Annotated in this window: 16 protein-coding genes; 8 read left to right on the forward strand and 8 right to left on the reverse strand. The window is 50.1% G+C overall.

The genetic code is table 11. From position 1 onward, the window contains the following. Positions 1–77: 77 nt before the first annotated feature. From grpM to A8F97_RS21050, 3 genes are all read left to right on the forward strand, one after another. On the forward strand, positions 78–2,621 hold the full coding sequence (grpM, locus tag A8F97_RS21040) for a glycyl radical diol dehydratase GrpM (RefSeq protein ID WP_014701701.1): 2,544 nt from the start codon (positions 78–80) through the stop codon (positions 2,619–2,621). Positions 2,622–2,730: 109 nt separating this feature from the next. Continuing rightward, a complete protein-coding gene (locus A8F97_RS21045; RefSeq protein ID WP_005969393.1) occupies positions 2,731–3,648 on the forward strand; it encodes a glycyl-radical enzyme activating protein in 918 nt (305 codons plus the stop codon). Positions 3,649–3,755: 107 nt separating this feature from the next. Beyond that, entirely contained in the window at positions 3,756–4,553 is a 798-nt protein-coding gene (locus A8F97_RS21050) for an MIP/aquaporin family protein (RefSeq protein WP_025919631.1), read from the forward strand. Between the two features lie 206 nt (positions 4,554–4,759). Here the strand turns inward: A8F97_RS21050 and A8F97_RS25000 are convergent, their stop codons facing one another. From A8F97_RS25000 to A8F97_RS21070, 4 genes are all read right to left on the reverse strand, one after another. After that, positions 4,760–5,335: a BMC domain-containing protein gene (locus A8F97_RS25000; protein ID WP_033072230.1), complete on the reverse strand. Its 576-nt coding sequence runs from the start codon at positions 5,333–5,335 to the stop codon at positions 4,760–4,762. 23 nt (positions 5,336–5,358) lie between these two features. Beyond that, a complete protein-coding gene (gene metK / locus A8F97_RS21060; protein ID WP_033072229.1) occupies positions 5,359–6,537 on the reverse strand; it encodes a methionine adenosyltransferase in 1,179 nt (392 codons plus the stop codon). 130 nt (positions 6,538–6,667) lie between these two features. Continuing rightward, positions 6,668–7,720: an AraC family transcriptional regulator gene (locus A8F97_RS21065; RefSeq protein WP_033072228.1), complete on the reverse strand. Its 1,053-nt coding sequence runs from the start codon at positions 7,718–7,720 to the stop codon at positions 6,668–6,670. A 15-nt stretch (positions 7,721–7,735) separates the two neighbouring features. Next, on the reverse strand, positions 7,736–8,965 hold the full coding sequence (locus A8F97_RS21070) for a sensor histidine kinase (protein ID WP_025919629.1): 1,230 nt from the start codon (positions 8,963–8,965) through the stop codon (positions 7,736–7,738). A 691-nt stretch (positions 8,966–9,656) separates the two neighbouring features. Between A8F97_RS21070 and A8F97_RS21075 the strand changes: the two genes are divergently transcribed. Next, complete coding sequence (locus A8F97_RS21075) at positions 9,657–10,940, forward strand: citrate synthase (protein ID WP_033072227.1); 1,284 nt, start codon at positions 9,657–9,659, stop codon at positions 10,938–10,940. A 143-nt stretch (positions 10,941–11,083) separates the two neighbouring features. Here the strand turns inward: A8F97_RS21075 and A8F97_RS21080 are convergent, their stop codons facing one another. Both A8F97_RS21080 and olsF read right to left on the reverse strand, forming a co-directional pair. Continuing rightward, on the reverse strand, positions 11,084–12,751 hold the full coding sequence (locus A8F97_RS21080; RefSeq protein WP_014701694.1) for a methyl-accepting chemotaxis protein: 1,668 nt from the start codon (positions 12,749–12,751) through the stop codon (positions 11,084–11,086). A gap of 438 nt (positions 12,752–13,189) precedes the next feature. Continuing rightward, positions 13,190–14,905, reverse strand: a complete 1,716-nt coding sequence (olsF, locus tag A8F97_RS21085) for a bifunctional ornithine lipid synthase OlsF (RefSeq protein ID WP_025919627.1) — start codon at positions 14,903–14,905, stop codon at positions 13,190–13,192. 331 nt (positions 14,906–15,236) lie between these two features. On the opposite strand from olsF, the gene greB reads away from it, so the two are divergent. Continuing rightward, a complete protein-coding gene (gene greB, locus A8F97_RS21090) occupies positions 15,237–15,716 on the forward strand; it encodes a transcription elongation factor GreB (protein WP_015731365.1) in 480 nt (159 codons plus the stop codon). Positions 15,717–15,778: 62 nt separating this feature from the next. Here the strand turns inward: greB and A8F97_RS21095 are convergent, their stop codons facing one another. Then, the gene (locus tag A8F97_RS21095) at positions 15,779–16,264 is read right to left on the reverse strand and encodes an aldolase/citrate lyase family protein (RefSeq protein WP_050512692.1); all 486 of its coding nucleotides are present in this window, start codon (positions 16,262–16,264) and stop codon (positions 15,779–15,781) included. Between the two features lie 317 nt (positions 16,265–16,581). Continuing rightward, a complete protein-coding gene (locus A8F97_RS21100) occupies positions 16,582–16,824 on the reverse strand; it encodes a hypothetical protein (RefSeq protein WP_033072226.1) in 243 nt (80 codons plus the stop codon). On the opposite strand from A8F97_RS21100, the gene A8F97_RS21105 reads away from it, so the two are divergent. The 3 genes from A8F97_RS21105 to A8F97_RS21115 all read left to right on the forward strand — a co-directional run bounded on the left by A8F97_RS21105 (position 16,802) and on the right by A8F97_RS21115 (position 21,552). Continuing rightward, a complete protein-coding gene (locus A8F97_RS21105; RefSeq protein ID WP_033072225.1) occupies positions 16,802–18,991 on the forward strand; it encodes a TonB-dependent receptor in 2,190 nt (729 codons plus the stop codon). The genes A8F97_RS21100 and A8F97_RS21105 overlap by 23 nt on opposite strands. A 166-nt stretch (positions 18,992–19,157) precedes the next feature. After that, the gene (locus tag A8F97_RS21110) at positions 19,158–20,411 is read left to right on the forward strand and encodes an MFS transporter (protein WP_033072224.1); all 1,254 of its coding nucleotides are present in this window, start codon (positions 19,158–19,160) and stop codon (positions 20,409–20,411) included. After that, positions 20,401–21,552, forward strand: a complete 1,152-nt coding sequence (locus A8F97_RS21115) for an ABC transporter substrate-binding protein (RefSeq protein ID WP_014701687.1) — start codon at positions 20,401–20,403, stop codon at positions 21,550–21,552. The genes A8F97_RS21110 and A8F97_RS21115 overlap by 11 nt, the downstream gene beginning before the upstream one ends. The last annotated feature ends 278 nt before the right edge of the window (positions 21,553–21,830 follow it).

Here is a 21,830-nt window from a genome sequence, read left to right on the forward strand (position 1 = left end):
TACCCGGCACTGCCGTCAGGTTAAACAATTCAAGTGTGGTTGAACAATCACGCTACTATCATTTCGGGAGTTATTGTATGTTAGAGAAAGGCTTTCTTAATCCGACCGATCGTGTTGTAAGACTCAAAAATATGATTCTGCATGCCAAACCTTATGTAGAGTCTGAACGTGCCGTGTTGGCGACTGAGGCTTATAAAGAGAATGAACATCTTCCCGCTATTATGCGTCGGGCAAAAGTCGTTGAGAAAATATTCAATGAATTGCCTGTCACGATTCGCCCAGATGAATTAATTGTTGGTGCAGTGACTATTAATCCGCGCTCCACGGAAATCTGCCCTGAATTTTCTTATGATTGGGTGGAGAATGAGTTCGACACCATGGAGCATCGTGTTGCCGACCCGTTTATTATTCCGAAGAAAACGGCAGATGAACTGCATCAGGCGTTTAAATATTGGCCGGGTAAAACCACCAGCTCGTTGGCCTCTTCCTATATGTCTGAAGGGACAAAAGAGAGTATGGGTAGCGGTGTTTTCACCGTAGGTAACTATTTCTTTGGCGGTGTAGGCCATGTCAGCGTTGACTATGGCAAAGTGCTGAAAATCGGTTTTCGCGGCATCATCAATGAAGTCACTCGCGCATTGGAGAACCTTGATCGCAGCGAACCGGATTACATCAAAAAAGAGCAGTTCTATCACGCCGTTATTCTGAGCTATCAGGCTGCAATCAATTTTGCGCATCGTTATGCTCAGGAAGCGTCCCGGCTTGCCAGCGAAGAGCGCGATCCAACTCGTCAGCGTGAACTGGAACACATTGCCCAAAACTGTACCCGTGTACCGGAATATGGCGCAACCTCGTTCTGGGAAGCGTGCCAGACATTCTGGTTTATCCAGAGCATGTTACAGATTGAATCCAGTGGTCACTCCATCTCCCCAGGGCGTTTTGACCAGTATATGTATCCATATCTGGCGGCGGATAAATCGATCAGCACGGAATTTGCTCAGGAATTGGTTGACTGCTGCTGGATCAAACTTAACGATATCAACAAAACCCGCGATGAAGTGTCTGCTCAGGCTTTTGCTGGTTATGCCGTGTTCCAGAACCTGTGTGTGGGTGGGCAGACTGAAGATGGTCGCGACGCCACCAACCCATTGACTTATATGTGTATGGAAGCGACCGCGCATGTGCGCCTGCCGCAGCCGTCCTTCTCTATTCGTGTTTGGCAGGGCACGCCAGATGAATTCCTCTATCGCGCTTGTGAGTTGACACGTCTGGGTCTCGGCGTACCTGCCATGTATAACGATGAAGTGATCATTCCGGCACTGCAAAACCGTGGTGTATCACTGCGTGATGCGCGTGATTATTGCATCATCGGCTGTGTGGAGCCTCAGTCACCGCATCGCACTGAAGGCTGGCACGATGCCGCTTTCTTCAACGTGGCGAAGGTACTGGAAATCACCCTCAATAATGGTCGTGCCGGGGACAAGCAGCTAGGCCCGGTAACGGGTGAGATGACGCAGTACACCGGCATGGATGATTTCTATACCGCCTTCAAAAAACAGATGGCTCACTTTGTTCACCAACTGGTTGAAGCGTGTAACAGCGTTGATATCGCCCATGGTGAACGTTGCCCTCTGCCATTCCTTTCCGCGCTCGTGGATGATTGTATTGGTCGTGGCAAATCGCTTCAGGAAGGTGGTGCCATTTACAACTTTACTGGCCCGCAGGCATTCGGCGTGGCGGATACTGGCGACTCTGTTTATGCCATTCAGAAACAGGTATTCGAAGACCGTCGGATGACGCTTCAGGAACTGAAAAACGCGCTTGATGCTAACTTTGGCTATCCCGTTGGCGGCACTTCACATCATGCAACAGCGAAATCCTCTCTCGGTGAGCAGGATATTTACGATGTGGTCAAACGCATTATCGATCAACACGGGACGCTCAACCCGGCAGCGATTAAAAATGAAGTTTACCGTCAGCTCTCCAGCGGCAGCACTGCTCCGTCTACGGGCAACGCCCGCTATGAAGAGATTCGTCATATTTTGGAAAATACACCGTGTTTCGGTAATGACATCGATGACGTGGATTTGGTGGCCCGCAATTGTGCTCTGATCTACTGCCAGGAAGTGGAAAAATACACTAACCCACGCGGTGGCCGCTTCCAGGCTGGCATCTACCCGGTATCGGCAAACGTGCTGTTTGGGAAAGACGTGAGCGCACTGCCGGACGGTCGCTTGGCGAAAGAGCCTCTGGCTGACGGCGTATCGCCACGTCAGGGTAAAGATACCCTTGGCCCAACCGCCGCCGCGAACTCTGTTGCGAAGCTGGATCACTTCATCGCTTCCAACGGTACGTTATACAACCAGAAATTCCTGCCTTCCTCTTTGGCCGGGGAAAAAGGGTTACGTAACTTTGGCGGTCTGGTTCGTAGCTATTTCGATAAGAAAGGCATGCACGTGCAATTCAACGTGATCGATCGTAACACCTTGTTGGAAGCACAGAAAAACCCGCAGCAGCACCAGGATCTGGTGGTCCGTGTGGCGGGGTATAGCGCCCAGTTTGTGGTATTAGCCAAAGAGGTTCAGGACGACATCATTAGTCGTACCGAGCAGCACTTCTGATTTTTCCTTGCTTGTCAGGGCCATGTTGGTACGCATGGCCCTTTCTCAGGCCCGATTTTAGCGGCTGATGTGCTATTGCCTGATGGTCGCTTTTTTGACGAGTGATGTTATGAAGAGAGTCGAATACGATACCGAAGGCGTTTTATTCAATATTCAACGCTATTCCTTACATGATGGTCCCGGCATCAGGACAATCCCTTTTTTTAAAGGTTGTCCGTTGGCCTGCAAGTGGTGCAGTAATCCTGAGTCACAGCGCCCACAGCCTGAACTGATTTATAAAAAAAATGATTGTATACGCTGTGGAAAATGCGTGGATGTCTGCAAACAGCATGCGCTCTCCCCCAATAATCCTTTTTTCATCGATCGTGAACGGTGCATTCAGTGTGGTGATTGTACTCACGTTTGTCCGACCCAGGCGCTGGAGATGAAAGGCAAGCGTATGTCCGTCGGTGAGGTGGTGCGTGAGCTACAGAAGGAGGAAAACTTATTTCGTCGCTCAGGCGGGGGAATTACCTTATCGGGTGGCGAACCGTTGGCGCAACCGGAGTTTGCTCGCGAGCTATTAAAAGCCTGTAAAGAGAAAGGGTGGCACACTGCTATTGAAACCACTGGCTTTACAACTAAAGAGGTGGTTGAAGATGTCTTTCCGTGGGTCGATCTGGCGCTTACGGATATTAAAGCCATTAACCCAATGGTTCATGAAGAAAATACTGGGGTCAATAATAGTCGAATTCTTGAAAATCTGATCCGTATTTCTTTTATCACTAACGTTATCGTGCGTATTCCCGTCATTCCGGGGGTAAATGATAACCCGGATGAAATCCGTAGTATTGCTGAATTTGCTCGACTAATGTCTGGCGTCGATACTATTCACCTTCTGCCATATCATACCTTCGGGGAAAATAAATATGATTTGCTAGGCAGAATTTACCCAATGGGCGATGCGAAATCACATCCAGAAGATAAAATGGAAAGTCTGAAAAAAATCGTCGAATCAATGGGATTTCATTGTCACATTGGTGGTTAATTAGCATCAAAATAACAATATATATTTTATCGATTTTTATTCTTCTTTTGTACTCACAATCAATTAAACGGTGAAAGTTATAACATCGCTTAATATAGGAAAATATCATGAATGAATCATTAAAAGGGCCATGTATTGCAGAGTTTCTTGGTACCGGATTGTTTATGTTCTTCGGCACTAGCGTAATCTGCGCGGCAAAACTCGCTGGTGCCAGCTTTGGCCTTTGGGAAATATGTATAGTATGGGGTTTAGGTATCGCTCTCGCGGTCTATCTGACGGCTGGCATATCCGGCGCGCACCTTAACCCTGCCGTGACGATCTCGCTGTGGATATTTGCCCACTTTGATGCCAAAAAAGTCGTGCCTTATATTCTGGCGCAGCTAGCGGGCGCATTTTGCGGTGCCGCACTCACCTATTTGCTTTACCACAATATGTTTGCTGAGTATGAACAAGCTCACCAGATGGTACGCGGTAGTCAGGATAGCCTGTTTTTGGCCAGCATCTTTTCTACTTATCCGGCATCGAGTATTAGCATTTGGCTGGCCGCACTTGTGGAAATTGTCATCACCTCGATGCTCGTTGGGCTCATTATGGCCTTGACCGATGACGGTAACGGCGTTCCCAGAGGGCCGCTTGCCCCATTGCTGATTGGTCTGCTTATTGCAGTAATCGGTGCTGCGACTGCGCCGTTGACGGGGTTTGCCATGAATCCCGCCCGCGACTTCGGCCCGAAACTTTTCACCTGGCTAAACGGCTGGGGATCGGTAGCAATGACCGGCGGCAGAGACATTCCCTACTTTCTTGTCCCTCTGATTGCACCAGTGATCGGTGGGCTCCTTGGTGCGGCCATTTATCGCTATGGTATCGGGCGTTATCTGCCTTATGCACAAGCAAGCGGTAAATAATACTGCAACCTGATTGTCATCGGTAAAACTCCGCCGCATCAACATGCTTGCGGCGGAGTTTTTATCTCATCTCCCTCCGACCGCTTCCAACAAACTCTCTTTTGTCACCAAATACTCTCTTGCAACTGAACTGCCGCCGGCATCTCATTCAGTCGTACAGACGTAAAAAAACCACCCGTAGATGGCTTAGTCACTATACGATATCGTTACCCCCGCGGGTTTTTAGCGCGAGCTCGTGCCGATTTCTTATTGTCTTGCGCAACACTTTCAGGCGATATCTTGGGCGCTGCACTGTTCCCGTTCTGCGTCGATTCGCTTTCTATTGAAGGCTGAGTATGGGCCGGTGTATCCGTAGCAACGTGGTTGTCCCGATCTGTACAATCAGCGGTTAATACCTCAGGTTCGATGTTGACAGTCGGAATCACGTCCTCTTTATGTTCAGCAACTGGCGCTTCCTTTTCAGAAGACGGTATTGCGGAATCTTGCGGATCGACGCCATTGGTTTCCTCGGATGCAATCAGACGATGAATGCCTGTTGCTGTACGCGCAATGACTTTCCAGGCATAGACGCTACCAATCCGGTGAGCGGCGGCGACACCTGCGGCGACGGCCGCATTCATTGCGCCGACTTCACCTGCTAGCTTCACTGTCACCAATCCGCCGCCTTTCGTCAGCTCGTATCCGACCAGTTCGACATTAGCCGATTTCATTGCGGCATCGGCGGCTTCTATAGCCACCGCTAAGCCCACGGTTTCAATTAAGCCTAAACTCTGCCCGGACATAACCTTCTCCTGTTGTTTTCAAATCAATGGGGTAAAGAGGGAATTGATGCCAGACCCGTCGCATCATCGCGAAGCTGAGTGGCTTTATCGGTTAATTCCCATGGGAATATTTCCCGGCCAAAATGGCCGTAGCAAGCTGTCTGACGATAGCGTGGCGCGAGTAAATCGAGTTGCTTGATCATGCCGTAAACGCTCAGGTCGAAATGGTGTGTGACCAATTTTTCCAGATGGTCCTGTCCCAACCGAGATGTGCCAAAGGTATTAATGCGGATAGAAACGGGTCGGGAAAACCCAATAGCCCAGGCAAATTGAACTTCGCAACGTGCTGCCAGACCTGCCGCGACAATATTCTTTGCTACATAGCGCGCGGCATAAGCCGCCGAGCGATCGACTTTAGAGGGATCTTTACCAGAAAACGCCCCTCCACCATGACAAGCTGCGCCGCCGTAAGTATCGACAATGATTTTTCGTCCGGTGAGGCCACAATCAGCGAGTGGTCCACCATGAATAAACGCGCCAGCGGGGTTAATCAATAAACGCGTGTTTGATGTCAGCCAACGAGCCGGGATAACGGGTTTAACAATCTCTTCAATAACGGCTTCACGTAGCGTTGTGAGCGAAATATCCTCACGATGCTGTGTTGAGATAACAAGGGTATCGACGTGCTGAACCAAGCCATTGCGATACTGCAACGTGATCTGACTTTTGGCATCCGGCAATAATCCATTGAGTAGGCCTGTTTTACGCAACAGCGCCTGTCGTTCCATCAGCCGATGTGCATACAGTATGGGGGCCGGCATCAGTTGCGGTGTTTCATCGCAGGCATAGCCAAACGTGATCCCCTGATCTCCTGCACCGAGTGATTCTGGGTCGCTCGCACGGATCCCTTTGGCGATATCATGAGATTGCTTACCCAACATACTAAAAACCGCACAGGTTGTGGCATCAAACCCTTTTGATGAGTGGTCATAACCCATTGATTTTACGGTGGAGCGTACAACCTGTTCGATGTCGACCTGTGCGCAGGAAGCGATCTCACCGGCAAGAATAACCGCACCTGTTTTTACCAGACATTCACAGGCGACTTTAGCCCAGGGATCTTTTAGCAGGTAAGCATCAAGGATGGCGTCAGAAATCTGATCCGCCATTTTATCTGGATGCCCTTCGGCAACCGATTCGGAGGTAAAGAGGTATTCGTCCATCGCGGTGCCGCTTTAGAAAAAGGATGTCTCATTTTAGCGGCTTGCTCCGTTGGCGAGAGTAAACTATCTTGCCTGAATGGCGGACTTTTTTGCGCTCACGGCAAGCGCAAGCGCAAAAATATCGGATAAATCAGCATGCCTCTGGCGAAACAATGCGGCGGTAATCTGAAGGGGAAATACCGGCCTCTTTCTTGAAGATTCGGCAAAAATAGTTCGCATCCTGCCAGGACAGTTCCAGTGCAATAGTGTTCACTTTTAAATCACTGAACTGTAGAAGTGATTTCGCCATGCTAATTTTACGGCTGGTAATATAGCTTGAGAACCCCGTTCCCATACTCTTTTTGAATGCCCGGCTCAAATAACATGGGCTGACGAAGGATTTTGCCGCGATATCATCCAGTGTCAGGTTGCTAAGAATATTCTTTTCGATATGAAATTTTGCGCGATCGACAAAATCCATATTCCCACAGGTGTTTTTAAATACCTGTTCAAAAATACCCTCACTCATACTTAATAATCCATTCATTACGCGCCAGTAATGGCTTGCTGGCAACCCTTGCTGGTGAATGTCCTGAATAACGGTAGCGACATTATTGCGACATACTGCATATTTATCCCCCATGCCTGCGAGATGTTGTTGCACCAATTCCAATAAATCAGTCATTGTTTTCGAGCGATCGTCACCGAATACTTGTCCAGTGCAGGCAGCGTCAAGAATACTGAATAAAAAAGTATGCCAGGCAGGATAATCACAACGACTCATGAGATCGCTAATATTTTGGCGTTGTTCACGCGTGGCGGCGGCGGCTTCTTCATCTACCAATAACGTTTTACGAATGGTGTCGTTCAAAATACTTTGCTTCACTGGTTTTAACAGATAGTCATCAACTTTCAGGCTCAGCATATGGCGCACGATATCGAAGTCGTCATTTGCTGTCGTCACAATCACTTTAGTCGCGGTATTTTTCTTCTTAAGATATTCAATAACCTGATTGCCATTAGGTAGTGGGATGTTGATATCGACAAACATCATATCGATTTGACTCAGTTGATCGATAAGTTGGATGGCTTGTCTTCCTGTGGGCGCTTCATGAATGACGGAGTTCTCAACACAGTGAGAAATAATGCGTTTTAGCGACTCTGACTCAATATATTCATCTTCGACAATAACAATGTTATACATATCTACACCCCTGGCTCAGGCTGTGACTAAAGGGAATCGTATTTTTATTGTGGTGCCTAGCATAGGTTTATGAGGACTGATTATTTTCAACCCATAACTTTCACCAAATAATAACTGAAGGCGATTTTTAATATTATTAATGCCTATGCCGCCTTTTTGTCTGTTCTGGTTTCCTGACAAAATGTGCTCAATGTCTTCCTGGGAAATTCCGTCACCGTTATCCGTAACTTCAATAATGACATCTTTTCCATCATCGGTCGCGCGAAGAATAATATGACTTTTTGTATCACGCGGTTCTACTACATAGTTGAAAAAATTTTCGACCAAAGGTTGAAGTATTAAAAATGGGCAAACGATATCATTATATTTATCAGAAATATCAAAAGTATAATCAAAACGATCGTTCATTCTCACTTTTTGAATTGACATATAACAATTTACATAATTAATCTCCTGGCCAAGCGTAATAAGACCATTATTATTCTTGCGCAATAAATAGCGCATCATATCGGAAAAATCATGAACCATAGTTTCGGTACGCTTGGAATCTTCTAAAAACGCCAGGCGACCAATGGTATTTAGTACGTTAAATAAAAAATGTGGGTTGATTTGGTATGAAAGCGCCTTAAATTCTGCTTCATGTAAAGATCGCTCAATCTCAACACGTTTGCGTAATGCACTGGTTAGCTCCTGCTCCTTATGGCGAAGCTCACGCTGAATATTATTGGCGTGAGCCTGTTCAACCAGATATGAAGCGACATGGAGAAGTGTATAGGCGGTGGATTCAAATCGCTCGTAGGGCATGTGCTGCGTGTTTTCATGCAAATTGATCAGCCAGGGGTTTTCTTGCCATAGATGGTTATCGTCCAGAATGTAGGGAATACTTTTCTCTTTCTCTTCTTCAACCTTAACCTGGCCTGAAATAAATGCACCAAGGTAATGATTATTAATCATTATCGGCACAGCAAACTCCACGAAACCGCAGTAACAGCGATACACGACCGGCTCTCCGGCACGCATTGCTGCTTCGCCTCCCGCGCTATCGCTATCGTAACAATGGCGCGCCAGCGTTTCGTTCATGCGGGAACGTGCACAAAAATCCGAAAAGCCGCTGGGACGCGTCACGGGAACGCCTTCCTGATCCACGATCACAAGTGCGATCATCATTGATTTACTGAAATTATCCTGAAGGGTCTGTAAACGATCGACATCAAGAAATTCATGTAATCTATATTTATCTTTCATGATATCCATTTGTTCAATTTAATTTCCGTTAAACCATACATTATTTAATTATTTAAAATAATGAAACGGCTCACAAACAAACAGAAAATAAATTGTATTGGAGATGTTAATGGCGTGAATGTTATGTTTTTATTTTGTTTGTAATAACATAAGAATGATATCAGTAGATAAAAACAGAGGGCATTCTTCATTGAAAATATAAAATAATCATGTAGATGTTCGTGCTATTTAACTCTGGGGTATAAAGTTAAGTTTTTTCTTTGCTACGTCATTTCGCAGAATGCAGGTAATTTATTCCACCAATTGGCCTGCCTATAACAACGCCCTCAGGCCGCGCGGCTCCTTGATGGTATAGCTCAATGAATCATTCATGGGTCTGATATCAATCGTCACAAGTCAGTGAATTGAACAAGTAAGGGTCGTTATACGGATTGAACGTGCAAAATGTCAGATGCTGCTATCTGGACAAACGCGAAGGATCTCGCCCTGTTCAGCGCCACAATCTTTACCTAAATCAATATTCCGTCAGATTCTTGCAACCTACTTACGATTTTAGCGTATGACATACGGTGGCTTGTTTCGCTGTAAATTGAGTGTCGTTGTAATCAGGATGTGTAGCACGGTATTGCCTATCCAGAAGGCCGTGAGAGCGAACGGGCACATCATTATCATTCGGGCAGGGGAAAAGTTTATGACAGTCAGAACATCCACGTTGACGGCAGAAGGGCAGGCGAGTATTACGCTGGAAATGCGCGCCGGCGTATTGGGGAAAGAAGCGGTGGATATTCGCCCACTCGGTGAACACGGGCTATGCAGTTATGATCCCGGCTTTGCCAATACGGCAGGATGCGAGTCGGCGATTACCTATATTGATGCAGTGAATAGCGTGTTACTGCATCGGGGATTCCCTGTCGAACAGCTTGCCGAGCAGTGCGACTTTACTGAAGTCTGTTACATTCTGCTGCATGGCGACGTGCCTTCGCCGGAGGCGTATGCAGAATTTGCCAATAACATTACCCGACATACGCTGGTTCATGAGCAAATTACCCGGATGTTCAGCGGCTTTCGCCGTGATTCCCATCCGATGGCGCTGATGTGTGCGGTGGTGGGGGCACTGGCCGCGTTCTATCACGATGTATTGGACATCCATAACGCAGATCATCGTGAGCTAGCAGCCGTGCGGCTGCTGTCGAAAATGCCGACGTTGGCGGCGATGTGCTACAAATATTCCATCGAACAGCCTTCTGTTTATCCGCGTAATTCCCTCTCCTATACCGGCAACTTCCTGCACATGTTGTTTTCAGTACCGGCGGAAAAGTATGAAGTCAATCCGGTGCTGGAACGGGCGATGAACCGCATCCTGATCCTGCATGCCGATCATGGTCAATGTCCGTCTACGATGGCGGTCAGAGCGTCTGGCTCTTCCGGTGCGAACCCGTTTGCCTGCATTGCGGCCGGGCTGGCGTCGATGTGGGGGCCACTGCACGGAGGAGCGAACGAAGCCTGCATGCGCATGTTGGAAGAGATTAAAACGGTCGATCGCGTGCCTGAATTTGTACGGCGTGCGAAAGACCGCTGTGATTCATTCCGTCTGATGGGATTCGGTAACTCGGTCTACCAGCACTTCGATCCGCGTGCGGCGATTCTGCGTAAAACCTGTTATGAGGTGCTGGGTGAATTGGGTACGGAAGACAGCCTGTTGCAGGTGGCGATGGAGCTGGAACATATCGCCATGACCGACGCCTATTTTCTGGAGAATAAACTTTATCCGAGCGTCGATTTCTATACCTCGGTCATCCTGAAGGCGATGGGGCTGCCGCCGTCAATGTTTACGGTCATTTCCACCGTAGGGAGGACGATCGGTTGGATCGCGCATTGGGATGAAATGCACAAGCAGCAGGACATCAGCATCTATCGCCCGCGTCAAATTTACACCGGGCAGCCGCGCCGGGACTATGTTTCTAAAAAAAGATAAGTTTCCAAAAAGTGCCATTTTTTGACATTAAGGTTTCCTTAAGAACAGATTTGTTTCCATAAATGGTATTTATCAGCGGAAAGATTGACGTCATTGCCACCCTGATGCCGATATCGTGGCACCAGGGTGGTAGGGCAGAGACGCTAGAATTTTTCCCAGTTATCCTGTGTGTTACCGACGGGGGCTAGCACTAAGCGAGTCGGTTGTGCGGTCTTTGTCATCGGCGCTGGGCGGGCTACTGGCATGTTCCGCAGGTGGAAATGGTTCATGAGTGTCACCAGATGGGATGACTGTTCGCGCAGGCTGGTTGCTGCACTGGCAGATTCTTCAACCAGCGTTGCGTTCTGCTGTGTGACCTGATCGAGTTGGTTGACGGCATCATGAATTTGCGCAATGCCGGATTCCTGCTCCTGCGTAGTTGTCCCGATCTCGCCGATTAACGTTGCGGCGTTGCGTGCCTGACTGACTAGCTCATCAATGGTACTACCCGTTTCTTCGACCAGACGGTTGCCTGCTTCGACTTTTTCGACGCTGGTATTGATTAGTACCGCAATCTCTTTAGCGGCAGAGGCGGAGCGCTGTGCCAGCGAACGAACTTCTCCGGCGACGACGGCAAAGCCACGACCCTGTTCGCCAGCGCGGGCGGCTTCAACTGCCGCATTCAACGCCAGAATATTGGTCTGGAAGGCGATACCGTCAATCACGCTGATGATATCCCGAATTTTATGCGAACTGTCGGAGATCTCTTTCATCGTCACGACGATATCACTAATGGCCTCGCCGCCCTTCGTTGCCGTTTCGCTGGTTTGGCTAGCGAGGCGGGTGGCGTTACGCACGGTATCCGCATTCTGACGAATCGCCTGACTCATCTGCTCCATCGATGCGGCGGTTTGCTGCAAACTGGCAGCTTGCTCTTCTGTGCGTTGGCTAAGGTTTTCACTGCCAGCAGCGATCTGGCTGGAGCCGGAAGCGATCGCTTCACTGCTTTGCCGCACCTGTTCGACGATATCTCCCAGACTATTACTCATGTGGTGCATGGTAGCTAACAGGCTACTGTGGTCGCCCGGTTTTATGTCGATATCGACGGACAGATCGCCCTCAGCGACATGCCGGGCAACGAGGGTTGCATACAGCGGTTCACCGCCTAACTGCTTTTTCAATGTACGGGTGATCAGCCATGCTACGACCGCGGCCATCGCGGTGGCAGCAAGGGCGAGGATCAGCATGATGACGCTGCCGGATTGCGCATTATGCTGCGCACGGCTGACAATCTCATTGGTATCCTGCTGCTGTGAGGCTGTCATCGCATCCAGCACTTTGAACAGTGCGTTTTGTGCGGTCTGCATCTCGTTAAGAATAATGGTGTTACCCTGCTGGCGCTGTTGTGGATCGGTAGATTGCACCAGCTCCATGGCTTTCAAAAAGGCCGCAAGGTATGGTGGTCGCGTGTCCTGAAACTGTTTCAGCAGCGTGCCAGTGCCTTCGGTATCTAACTGCTGCCCGAGCTTTTTCAGATTGGCGGTATTGCGGGCGATTTGTTCGTCAACGAACTGTTTTTCCTGTCGAATTTTTTCAGGGTCGGTGCTCAGTGCAATGTTGCGGATAAGGCGGGCGTTGGCATCAAAACCGGCTTTAACCTCCTGAATGAGCAGCATGTTGGCTAATGTGGTGCCGGAAAGCCGGTTGATGTCGTTACCCAGCCCAACCAGTTGGAACCGTCCGAAAAATGCGACCAGCAAACTGATGATGATAACCAGAGTAAATCCCATACCCAGCATGTTACCGAGTTTGATTCTGTTCAGCATATTCATAAACATCCTTAATTTTTTGACATGCTACGAAGGCATAACGGAGGGGGCTCGTTATCGTAATTGATACAAGCAATGACAGGGCTTTATTGCTATGTTTCTTATTTTCGGGATACATCGTCGACTCCCGGATTTAAAAATCTGTAGATAAGAATATCTTTAATATCGGCAAAAAAAGCGTTTGGTTGATCACGTAAATTACGGTGAGAGGGATTTCGTATTAAATGTGTGATCTGAGAGACAAAATATGGGTTATTACGACATTGGCTAACGGGGATGAGAGAGGTGAAGGGAAGTGGTAACGCTGGCTACTTAAGCCTATTTTTAGGAGAAAATGGGGATGAGGTTCCCGCCGGTAAAATTTGCCCCGTGGTTGCTCCGCGTATCTCGGTTCTGAAGCGATTGGCGCGTTAGCCCTTAAGACGCTAACGCACCGGTCACTTAAGAGACGTTATCGCCGACAAAAGGGGCGATATAGCGCTGATAGCGTGATGTTTTCAACTGTTGCAGGTCGACAAGCACCAAGCCGTCGATGCAGTTATTGAAATCGGGATCGATGCCAAAGTCGATAAACCGCACGCCTCCCGGTTCACACAGCTCTGAATACTGTTTGTAGAGCGTTGGAATGGCGCACCCCATGTTGCTGAGCATACTTTTCAATCGCGTGAGATCCTGCTGGTAGTCCGTTCCTTCAAATTGCTTCAGCACGTCAGGCAGCGAGGCCGGATAAGGGCGGCGTGACGTTGCCAGCGACTGACAGGGCGCGAAGTGCAGACGATAAAAAGCAACCAGCAAATCGCGTGCATGAGGTGGTAAGGTGCCGGAAAGCGATACCGGACCGAACAGATAGCGGTGTTCTGGATAGCGCGCCAGATAGGCACCAATACCCAGCCAGAGATAATCCAGCCCGCGTTTACCCCAGTATTTGGGTTGAATAAAACTGCGTCCTAGCTCAATACCTGATGCCAGTATCGGGTCCATTTCGTCGCCGTACTGGAATAGACTGTGGCTATAGAGGCCGCTTTTCCCTTTTTCTGCGATCAAGTTTGCCGTCGAGACAAAGCGATAGGCACCGACAATCTCCAGCTCACGATCATCCCACAGGATCAGGTGCAGATAGTCATCGTCATAGCTGTCCAGATCGCGACGCTGACCGGAGCCTTCGCCCACGGCGCGAAAGGCAATTTCCCGCAGGCGTCCGAGTTCACGCAATAGCGGCACGTAATCCTCTTCACCGCGCCGATACAGATAGACTATCTTGCCATCCGGCGTGGTGCCCAGCGTTTCACACGTTGAAAGTGCACGCTTCAACAGCACGCGGTCTTCGGCCAGCGCGATGGGTTTCTCACCGGCAAAGCAACCTGGCTTTCCTTGCCCTAACCGATAAACGTGTCGCCGGAAGCGGGCCGCCAGATCGTTGGCGTTCCATTCGCCCTGACTCCAGGATGCATAAGGAATTCTGGCACCGATACGCAGTTTGAGGGTTTGTCCGCGCTGGCCAAACATTTCTCTGACCAGCAGGAGGGTGGACAGCGGGCGATAAACCATGGAAGAGAGGTAGAACAGCGCGCTGTTGCGTCCGCCGATATGGATAGGCACCACGGGCGCACGGGCTTTGCTTGCCATGCGGATAAACCCGTTGTGCCAGTGACCATCACGGATCCCTTGCAGGCTGGCGCGTGAAACCTCACCAGCCGGGAACACGATGATCGCGCCGTCGCCTTCCAGATGCTGCTGAATAGCGCTGATTTGCTGGCGTTTGGTACGGTTATTGAAGTTATCGACGGAAAAAAACAGATTTTTGAGCGGGGCGACATAAGAGAGGAGCTGGCTGGCGACGATGCGGACATCGGGCCTGACGCTGGCGACGGTGCGCAGTAGCGCCAAACCGTCCAGTGAGCCAATCGGGTGGTTGGCAACCAGTACCACCGGCCCCTGACTGGGGATATTTTCTAAATCCCCCTCGACCATTTCACAATTGAAGTTGAAGTAATCAAGAATCTGTTCGACCAGATCCAATCCTTTCAAATGCGGATAACGCCGGGCAAATTGCTGCATTTCATTTTCAAATAGCAGAGAACGCAAAACCGTTTTCTGCCAGGGTGGCGTATGGCGATGCGGGGCAAGATCTTGCAGAATGGCGTCTAAGCTAAACATAAATCGTTCTCCGTAGCTCTCCGTGGCTAAAAGTACGGGATAGAAATGACATATTTATGTCTGTTGATAGATTATTAGCCAAAATTGTAAGTCTGTGTAATGAACGCGAGATTTTTTACACATAGATGCCCGTTCAGTAGGCCACTGCGCCGTGCAAAAGTCCGATAGGGCAACTCTGCCGCTGTGGTTTGCACGTCTTGTTTCATTAATAAGGCATAACTGGCTACTATGCTCTATTAATAGAACAAAATGCTTGTTTTCCCTTATGTGTATTTATTTTTGAAAATACGCCGGACAGCATACGCGCTAAGAGCTTAACGGGGTTACTGACTTGAAAACCAATCTGATTACCCGCGAGGGGTATGACAAACTGCGGGCAGAACATGAGCATCTCTGGAATGTAAAACGCCCGGAAATTACCAAAATCGTTTCCTGGGCTGCAAGCTTGGGAGATCGATCAGAAAATGCGGACTATACCTACAATAAGCGTTTGTTACGCCAGATTGATCGCCGTGTGCGCTATCTGAGAAAATGTCTGACGGAATTGAAAATCGTCGATTACTCACCGCAGCAGGATGGCAGCGTATTTTTTGGCGCTTGGGTAGAGATCGAAAATGAGCAAGGGGATGTGAAGCGCTTGCGGATTGTCGGCCCGGACGAGATCTACGGCGACAGTAAAGACTATATTTCGATCGACTCTCCTATGGCGCGCGCGATGCTGAAAAAAGCGGTTGATGAGGAGTTCACCGTCAATACGCCAGACGGCCCACGTGAGTGGTTCGTCAATGCGATTGATTACGTTAAGCCATGAGCGTAGCCCGGCTCACACCGGGCAGATGCATCGCCGGCGTGAAAAATGCAGCAGGTAATCATCTACATTTTGCGCCCGTAGCCGCTGTCTGGCCTGCCGCACGGCATCGCCCCCCGCGCTGTTTTAATAATCGCAATAATATTCACGTTTTCCAGTTTATTGCGATTTCTCATTTTCTCAGCTTCATGACGCATTTCTGCGGAGGCTATTTTAGGTAAAACAGTTTCCCATTTGACTGCTTTATTTTGGGATGTTTCGTCGCTTTTTAATCCCACTTTTTTATTAGGCTTATTCAGACGATCGATATCTGCATTAAACGCTATTGAACCAAATTTATTTAACTGTATAGGTTTTTTACAGTTTATTTCAGAGACGGCAGTATCATTTTCATACCACTGAATAATGTTTTCTCTGGCCTGATTTTTATCATCTGGATTAACAGCATCTTCTGAATCAAATATCACGGTATCGGCACCGTAGTTAACGGCATGCTGAAAGCGACGGGGTGTATTACCGGGTACGAGGAGATAGCGCTTAGCGTGTTCCACTCCGATTTTATTCTATTAACTTTTTGATTAAAAATAAATTTATTAAAATGTAACCAATTAAATACGAATAACAATGATACCCATTTACATTTATGTTAATGATATGCTAACTTTCCGGTCATTATTTTTCAATCTATCTATCACGACATTTTTATTACGTTTCGGGATGTGTTAACCCGAGCGCTAATAACACCCTTTTATACGTTACGGCAATCAATGATTACCTGTTTTATCTGTATGAGGCGTGGTTGTGAATATCAAGGTAGACGCGGTTAAACGCAGGGGTACACATCAGTTTTCAGATAATTTCTCTCTGATTATTCAAATAAAAGTGCGTCAAGGCGATTGGTTCGCCGCTGCGCATGCATATCCAGAAATACCGCGACTACCGGATTCAGCACGGTCTGAGCAATCCCTTCCTCACGGAAGGGGAATAAACCCGCATCGGATCGTGATGTATGGCGATGCTCCTGCCTCATCGGCTGCAAAACCGGAGCATCTTTTTCATTCCTCATTTTGAGATGGATAACTTTGTTGATGAACGCCAGGAAGAACTTCACGCCGTCTACCGGGAAAACGCGTTTTCCTATTCCCTCTACGTTGGCCGTCGCTGTCACAGTGGCTGTGCTGAGCGGAGTCACGATACCCGTGCAGGCAGCAACGGCGGAACGCGATAATTCCACTATCGTGGTTGAAGCCAAAGATGCTGAGGCTGCGCAGGGGTTGGTGGCGGGCGGCATGTCGGCGCGTGCGTCCAGCACCGGGCTACTGGGCAAAAAGGACGTCATGGATACGCCGTTTAACGTCAGTAACATGACGTCGTCGTTTATTGAAAACAAACAGGCGCAGACGCTGGGGCAGGTGGTGGCGCATGATGCCTCGGTGCGAGTCAGTAGTTCGCAGGGCGGTCTGCTGGATTCCTACTACATTCGTGGTTTCCCGCTCAACGAAGGCAACCTGAGCGATATCGCTATGAACGGCGTGTACGGCGTTGCGCCCAACTATCAGTTGATGACCGACTACATTGAACGGGTTGAAGTGCTAAAAGGGCCGTCGGCGCTGCTGTATGGGCTGTCGCCTAACAGCAGTGTGGGCGGTGTGATTAACGCTGTCACCAAACGCCCGACCACCGTAGGCAATCTGACCCGCCTGACCACCAGTTGGCAGTCTGATTCTCAATTTACGCAACATGCGGATATTTCCCGCGTTTATGCGTTGGACAATAACAATCTGCTCGGCGTGCGTTTTAACGGGAATTACGGCTACGGCGACACGGTGTGGGACGGCAGCGACAAACGTACACAGGTCGGCTCGCTTGGGCTGGATTTCTCGTCAGAACGCTTCCGCGCCACGTTGGATCTCATCACTCAGCATTTGAAAACCCGTGCGCCGTCTCGTCCTTATTCGTTTGCGGCGGGCGTGACCGTGCCTGACGCGCCGGATGGTAATAACAATATTTCTCAGCCGTGGGGGTTTTGGCACTCCAAAGATCAGTCGGTGCTGCTGCATACCGAATACGATCTGGCGGATAACGTCACCTGGTTTACCGATTTGGGTGGTTCCAGCGCACACGTGAGCCGACTGTCGGAGCAGGTGCCGCAGGTCACGAATAACAATGGTGATATCCGTTCTGGCGTAGGGAATTACCGCTTTACCACCAGTCGTTACAATTTCGCGACCGGCGTTCGTGCGGATGTGGAAACAGGCTCGGTGACGCATAAGCTGTCGGCACAGACCAGCTACTATCGCGATCGTCAGGCCAGCGCTAGTAGGGCAGGAACAGCGATTGATTCAAATATTTATAATCCAGTTTATGTGCCAGCACAGGACATTGCCGCGCCGTCGAGCATATACAAACGCTCCTCCACTGCACTGTCGGGCATCGCGCTGGCAGATACGCTCGGTTTCTGGAACGACGTACTGCAAGTCACGGGCGGTTTACGTTATCAGCAGATCAACTCGGATAATTTCTCTGCACCGGATGGCGGGACGCGCTCTTCTTATGACAAGAGCGCAATCACCCCGATGCTCGGGGTGATTGTTAAACCCTGGCAGCACGTCTCGCTCTATGCCAACTATATCGAAGGGCTGAGTAAAGGGGATGTGGCACCCATGACGGCGAGTAATGCCGGGCAGGTACTCACGCCGTATAAGAGCAAACAGTACGAAGCCGGGGTAAAAATGGACGCGTTGGGGACGATCTCCACGCTGAGCGTCTTCCAGATCACCAAGCCGAGCGGTGCGCTGGTTAACGGCACGTTTGTTGAAGCCAACGAGCAGCGCAATCGGGGTATCGAGCTGGATGTGGTCGGTTCACCGCTGGAGGATCTGCGTCTGACGGGCGGCGTGATGCTGTTGGATGCGGAGCTGACTAAAAGCGTGACGCTGGGTGCGCAGGGCAAACGTGCGCCGGGCACGTCACGTTTTCAGGCGAATGCCGGAGTGGAGTATGACCTGCCGTTCCTGCGCGATCTAACATTGAACGCCAACGTTATCCATAACGGGAAGCAGAACGTCAACACCATCAATACCCAGTCTATCCCTTCCTGGACCACCGTCGATTTCGGTGCACGTTACAAGACGCGCATCTATAACGCACCGACCACGTTCCGCGCAGATGTCCTTAATGCTTTTGACCGCAATTACTGGTCTGGCGTGACGTCGTTCAGCACGGTATCGCAGGGAACGCCGCGGACGCTGATGCTCTCCGTAGCGGTTGATTTCTAAGGAGCCGGGTTATAAGAAACCCCTCATTAAGGAGCTGGTCATGAGCAACCTGTTTAGCTTTGCTGCAGTGTTTTTCCCGCTGTTACGTGGGATTGTCCCGACGATTTCCCGGCACAGTGGCCGAAGTGAGACGGCGTGACACCGTGAAAGCAAAAGGAACTGACGCATGCGCTTGACCGGACAGGTTGCGTTCATCATCCACTTTATGTTTGTCGTACAACTGGTGGCGATGGGGGCGATGGAGATGAGCGGGCCGTTTTGGCCGCTGCATCTGGAAAGCATGTCGTCCGACGCTGAACTGAGTATCGCGGGGATTGCCGTGTACGTCGGGCCGATGTTGGGCATTATGCTGACCAGCGCCTTCTGGGGACGGATGGGCGATCGGTTGGGCAACAAGGCCATGATGATCCGCGCGCTGTTCGGGCTGGCGTTGACTCAGCTTGGGCTGGCGTGGGCAAATGATATCTGGACGATCGTCGTGTTGCGTTTTATTCAGGGTGCCTGTGCGGGTTATATTGCGCCCGCGCAGGCGTATGGCGTCGCAGTGGTCAGCCCGTTACAGCGCACGCGGCTGTTTGCCTGGCTTCAGGTCTCCACCAACGTGGGATCGCTGCTGGGGGCGATTGTTGGCGGGCTGATTCTCGATTACCTGAACTTCTTCTGGATCAACCTGAGCGCCGCGATCCTGTGTGCGCTGTGTGGCATCACCGTGGCACTATTTCTGCCGCATGTCGCCCCGATGGTGCCAACGGCACCGTCTGCGGATGTGCAGGCGAAAGAGGCACCCCGCAAACGGCTCTGGGCGCTGTCTCCGATCCCCGCTCTACTGCTGATTTCCGGCCTGTTGCTGACCAGCCGCATGATTCCGCAAACGCCGTTTTCCCTCTACATGGACGGCTTCTTTCAGGTGGATAAGTGGGTTATCGGCCTGTGCTATGGTTTGCAAGCGACCGGCGTGATTGTCTCCGCGTCGCTGTGGGCGCGCTATTTTGAAAACCTCTCGCTGCCGCAGACGCTGAGCCGCCTGTGCGTGGTCATGCTGGCCTGTACCATCGTGACATTGACCGCTGCTACCATGTTGAATATTGCGATTTTTATCCCGCTTTACTTCCTGTGGGGCGTACTGTTGGGGGCAACCACGCCGGTTCTGATGGCACTGATTTCCCGTGCGGCAGGTGCCGGACAACAGGGGTACATACTCGGCGTGGCACAAAGCGTCAGCCAGTTTGCCTCGATTCTTGGCATTTCTTTGGGCGGATTAGTTCTCTACTCCCCCGGATTACGTTCGCTATTCTTCTGCGTTGGTGCTGCGTATCTGGTGACCTTACTGGTTGCTCTGATGCTGCTACGACGTCTGCGGAGGCAAGCGGAAAAACATGGTTCTCTCTCGACGAAGGGAAATATCGAAAATGTTAACTAGCTGGAAGCGGCAGCGTTGCCGTTCGTTATTTTTGGGTGCGCTGTTGATGGTATTTCTGTCACCGCTGGTAGGACAGGCTGCGCAAACCTCAACCGTCGTCAAGGATGTGTTGGGGCGCGAGGTGAGAGTCAACACGCCAGTGCAGCGTGTGATGCTGGGAGAGGGGCGTCAGCTTTATCTGGTTGCCATGCTCGACAGAGAAGATCCGGCGAAAAGGATTGTTGCCTGGCGGCGCGATCTGATTCAATCCGATCCGGCAACGTGGCACCAGTATCGCGATCGTTTTCCTCAACTGGCGACGATCCCGACGTTTGACGGCACGGAAAAGGGCACGTTTGACGTAGAGCAGGCAGTGTCCCTGAAGCCGGACGTCATCATTATGAACATTGAGGCGCAGCGGGCGATTGTCGATGCGGGTTACGACCGGATATTGGACAGCGTCGGTATTCCGATCGTCTACGTTGATTTCCGCTATCACCCGCTGGAAAACACCGCACCGACCATGCGCTTACTCGGCACGCTGTTTAATCAGGAAGCGCGTGCGGAAGCCTTTCTCGCATTCCGTGAGGCGCAGCTAAAACGCGTTTCCGACATATTGGCAGCGAAACACCCGCGTTCTCCGCGCGTGTTCATTGAGCGACTGGGTGGCTACACCGATGAGTGCTGCCTGACGTTTGGTCGGGATAACTTCGGTAAGTTCGTGCAGTTGGCTGGTGGCGATAACGTGGCCGCGAAAAACGCGCCGAATACTTTCATGCAAATGCATCCTGAACAGGTGATTGTGGAAAACCCAGAGATCGTGGTGATCACCAGCGGCAACTTTGAAGCCTTCGTGCCCGGCGGCCGCTGGATTGGGTTAGGACCGGGGCAGGACAGGGCGGAAGGGCGCAAGCGGCTTGAATGGTTTCTGGGGCGTCCGGCTTATACCAACAGCATTGCCAAACAGAAGCGTGCGTTCCATGCTATCTGGCATCAGTTTTACAACGGCCCGTATGATTTCATCGCGATTCAGCAACTGGCAGAGTGGTTTCACCCAGATTTATTCCGCGATCTCAATGCGGATGACACTTTCCGCCAGCTTCATCAGCAGTTTTTACCAGTTGACTACCAGCCGGGCTACTTCGTCAGTCTTGCGCCGTAAATGAGAGGCAGCTCCGATGGTTACGTCGGAGCGGCCCGTGCAATTCCTGCATCCCTCTGAAAATGTCGATATATCAAATGTGGAATGCCTGATGGAGGACATTTGCCGCCACGGTGCCTTTTTATTGGCGGCGGCGTTACTATAATCTTGGTAACCGACAATCTTTGTTAACCACGACCTGCGTAAAGCACCGATGATTTTATGACTGACGGCACAGGAAATGATTGATTACACGAATTTTAATATGCTTTGTAACAATTTTGCCTAGAATGTATACC

The sequence above is a fragment of the Pectobacterium parmentieri genome, assembly GCF_001742145.1.
Taxonomy (GTDB): domain Bacteria; phylum Pseudomonadota; class Gammaproteobacteria; order Enterobacterales; family Enterobacteriaceae; genus Pectobacterium; species Pectobacterium parmentieri.

Bases quoted from the DNA above. Each gene is read 5' to 3' on its own strand.
- A8F97_RS21075 (WP_033072227.1), top strand. From the start codon at position 9,657: ATGACAGTCAGAACATCCACGTTGACGGCAGAAGGGCAGGCGAGTATT.
- A8F97_RS21050 (WP_025919631.1), top strand. From the start codon at position 3,756: ATGAATGAATCATTAAAAGGGCCATGTATTGCAGAGTTTCTTGGTACC.
- A8F97_RS21080 (WP_014701694.1), bottom strand. From the start codon at position 12,751: ATGAATATGCTGAACAGAATCAAACTCGGTAACATGCTGGGTATGGGA.
- olsF (WP_025919627.1), bottom strand. From the start codon at position 14,905: ATGTTTAGCTTAGACGCCATTCTGCAAGATCTTGCCCCGCATCGCCAT.
- A8F97_RS21045 (WP_005969393.1), top strand. From the start codon at position 2,731: ATGAAGAGAGTCGAATACGATACCGAAGGCGTTTTATTCAATATTCAA.
- A8F97_RS25000 (WP_033072230.1), bottom strand. From the start codon at position 5,335: ATGTCCGGGCAGAGTTTAGGCTTAATTGAAACCGTGGGCTTAGCGGTG.
- A8F97_RS21105 (WP_033072225.1), top strand. From the start codon at position 16,802: ATGAACGCCAGGAAGAACTTCACGCCGTCTACCGGGAAAACGCGTTTT.
- A8F97_RS21065 (WP_033072228.1), bottom strand. From the start codon at position 7,720: ATGTATAACATTGTTATTGTCGAAGATGAATATATTGAGTCAGAGTCG.
- A8F97_RS21110 (WP_033072224.1), top strand. From the start codon at position 19,158: ATGCGCTTGACCGGACAGGTTGCGTTCATCATCCACTTTATGTTTGTC.
- A8F97_RS21115 (WP_014701687.1), top strand. From the start codon at position 20,401: ATGTTAACTAGCTGGAAGCGGCAGCGTTGCCGTTCGTTATTTTTGGGT.
- A8F97_RS21070 (WP_025919629.1), bottom strand. From the start codon at position 8,965: ATGAAAGATAAATATAGATTACATGAATTTCTTGATGTCGATCGTTTA.
- grpM (WP_014701701.1), top strand. From the start codon at position 78: ATGTTAGAGAAAGGCTTTCTTAATCCGACCGATCGTGTTGTAAGACTC.
- metK (WP_033072229.1), bottom strand. From the start codon at position 6,537: ATGGACGAATACCTCTTTACCTCCGAATCGGTTGCCGAAGGGCATCCA.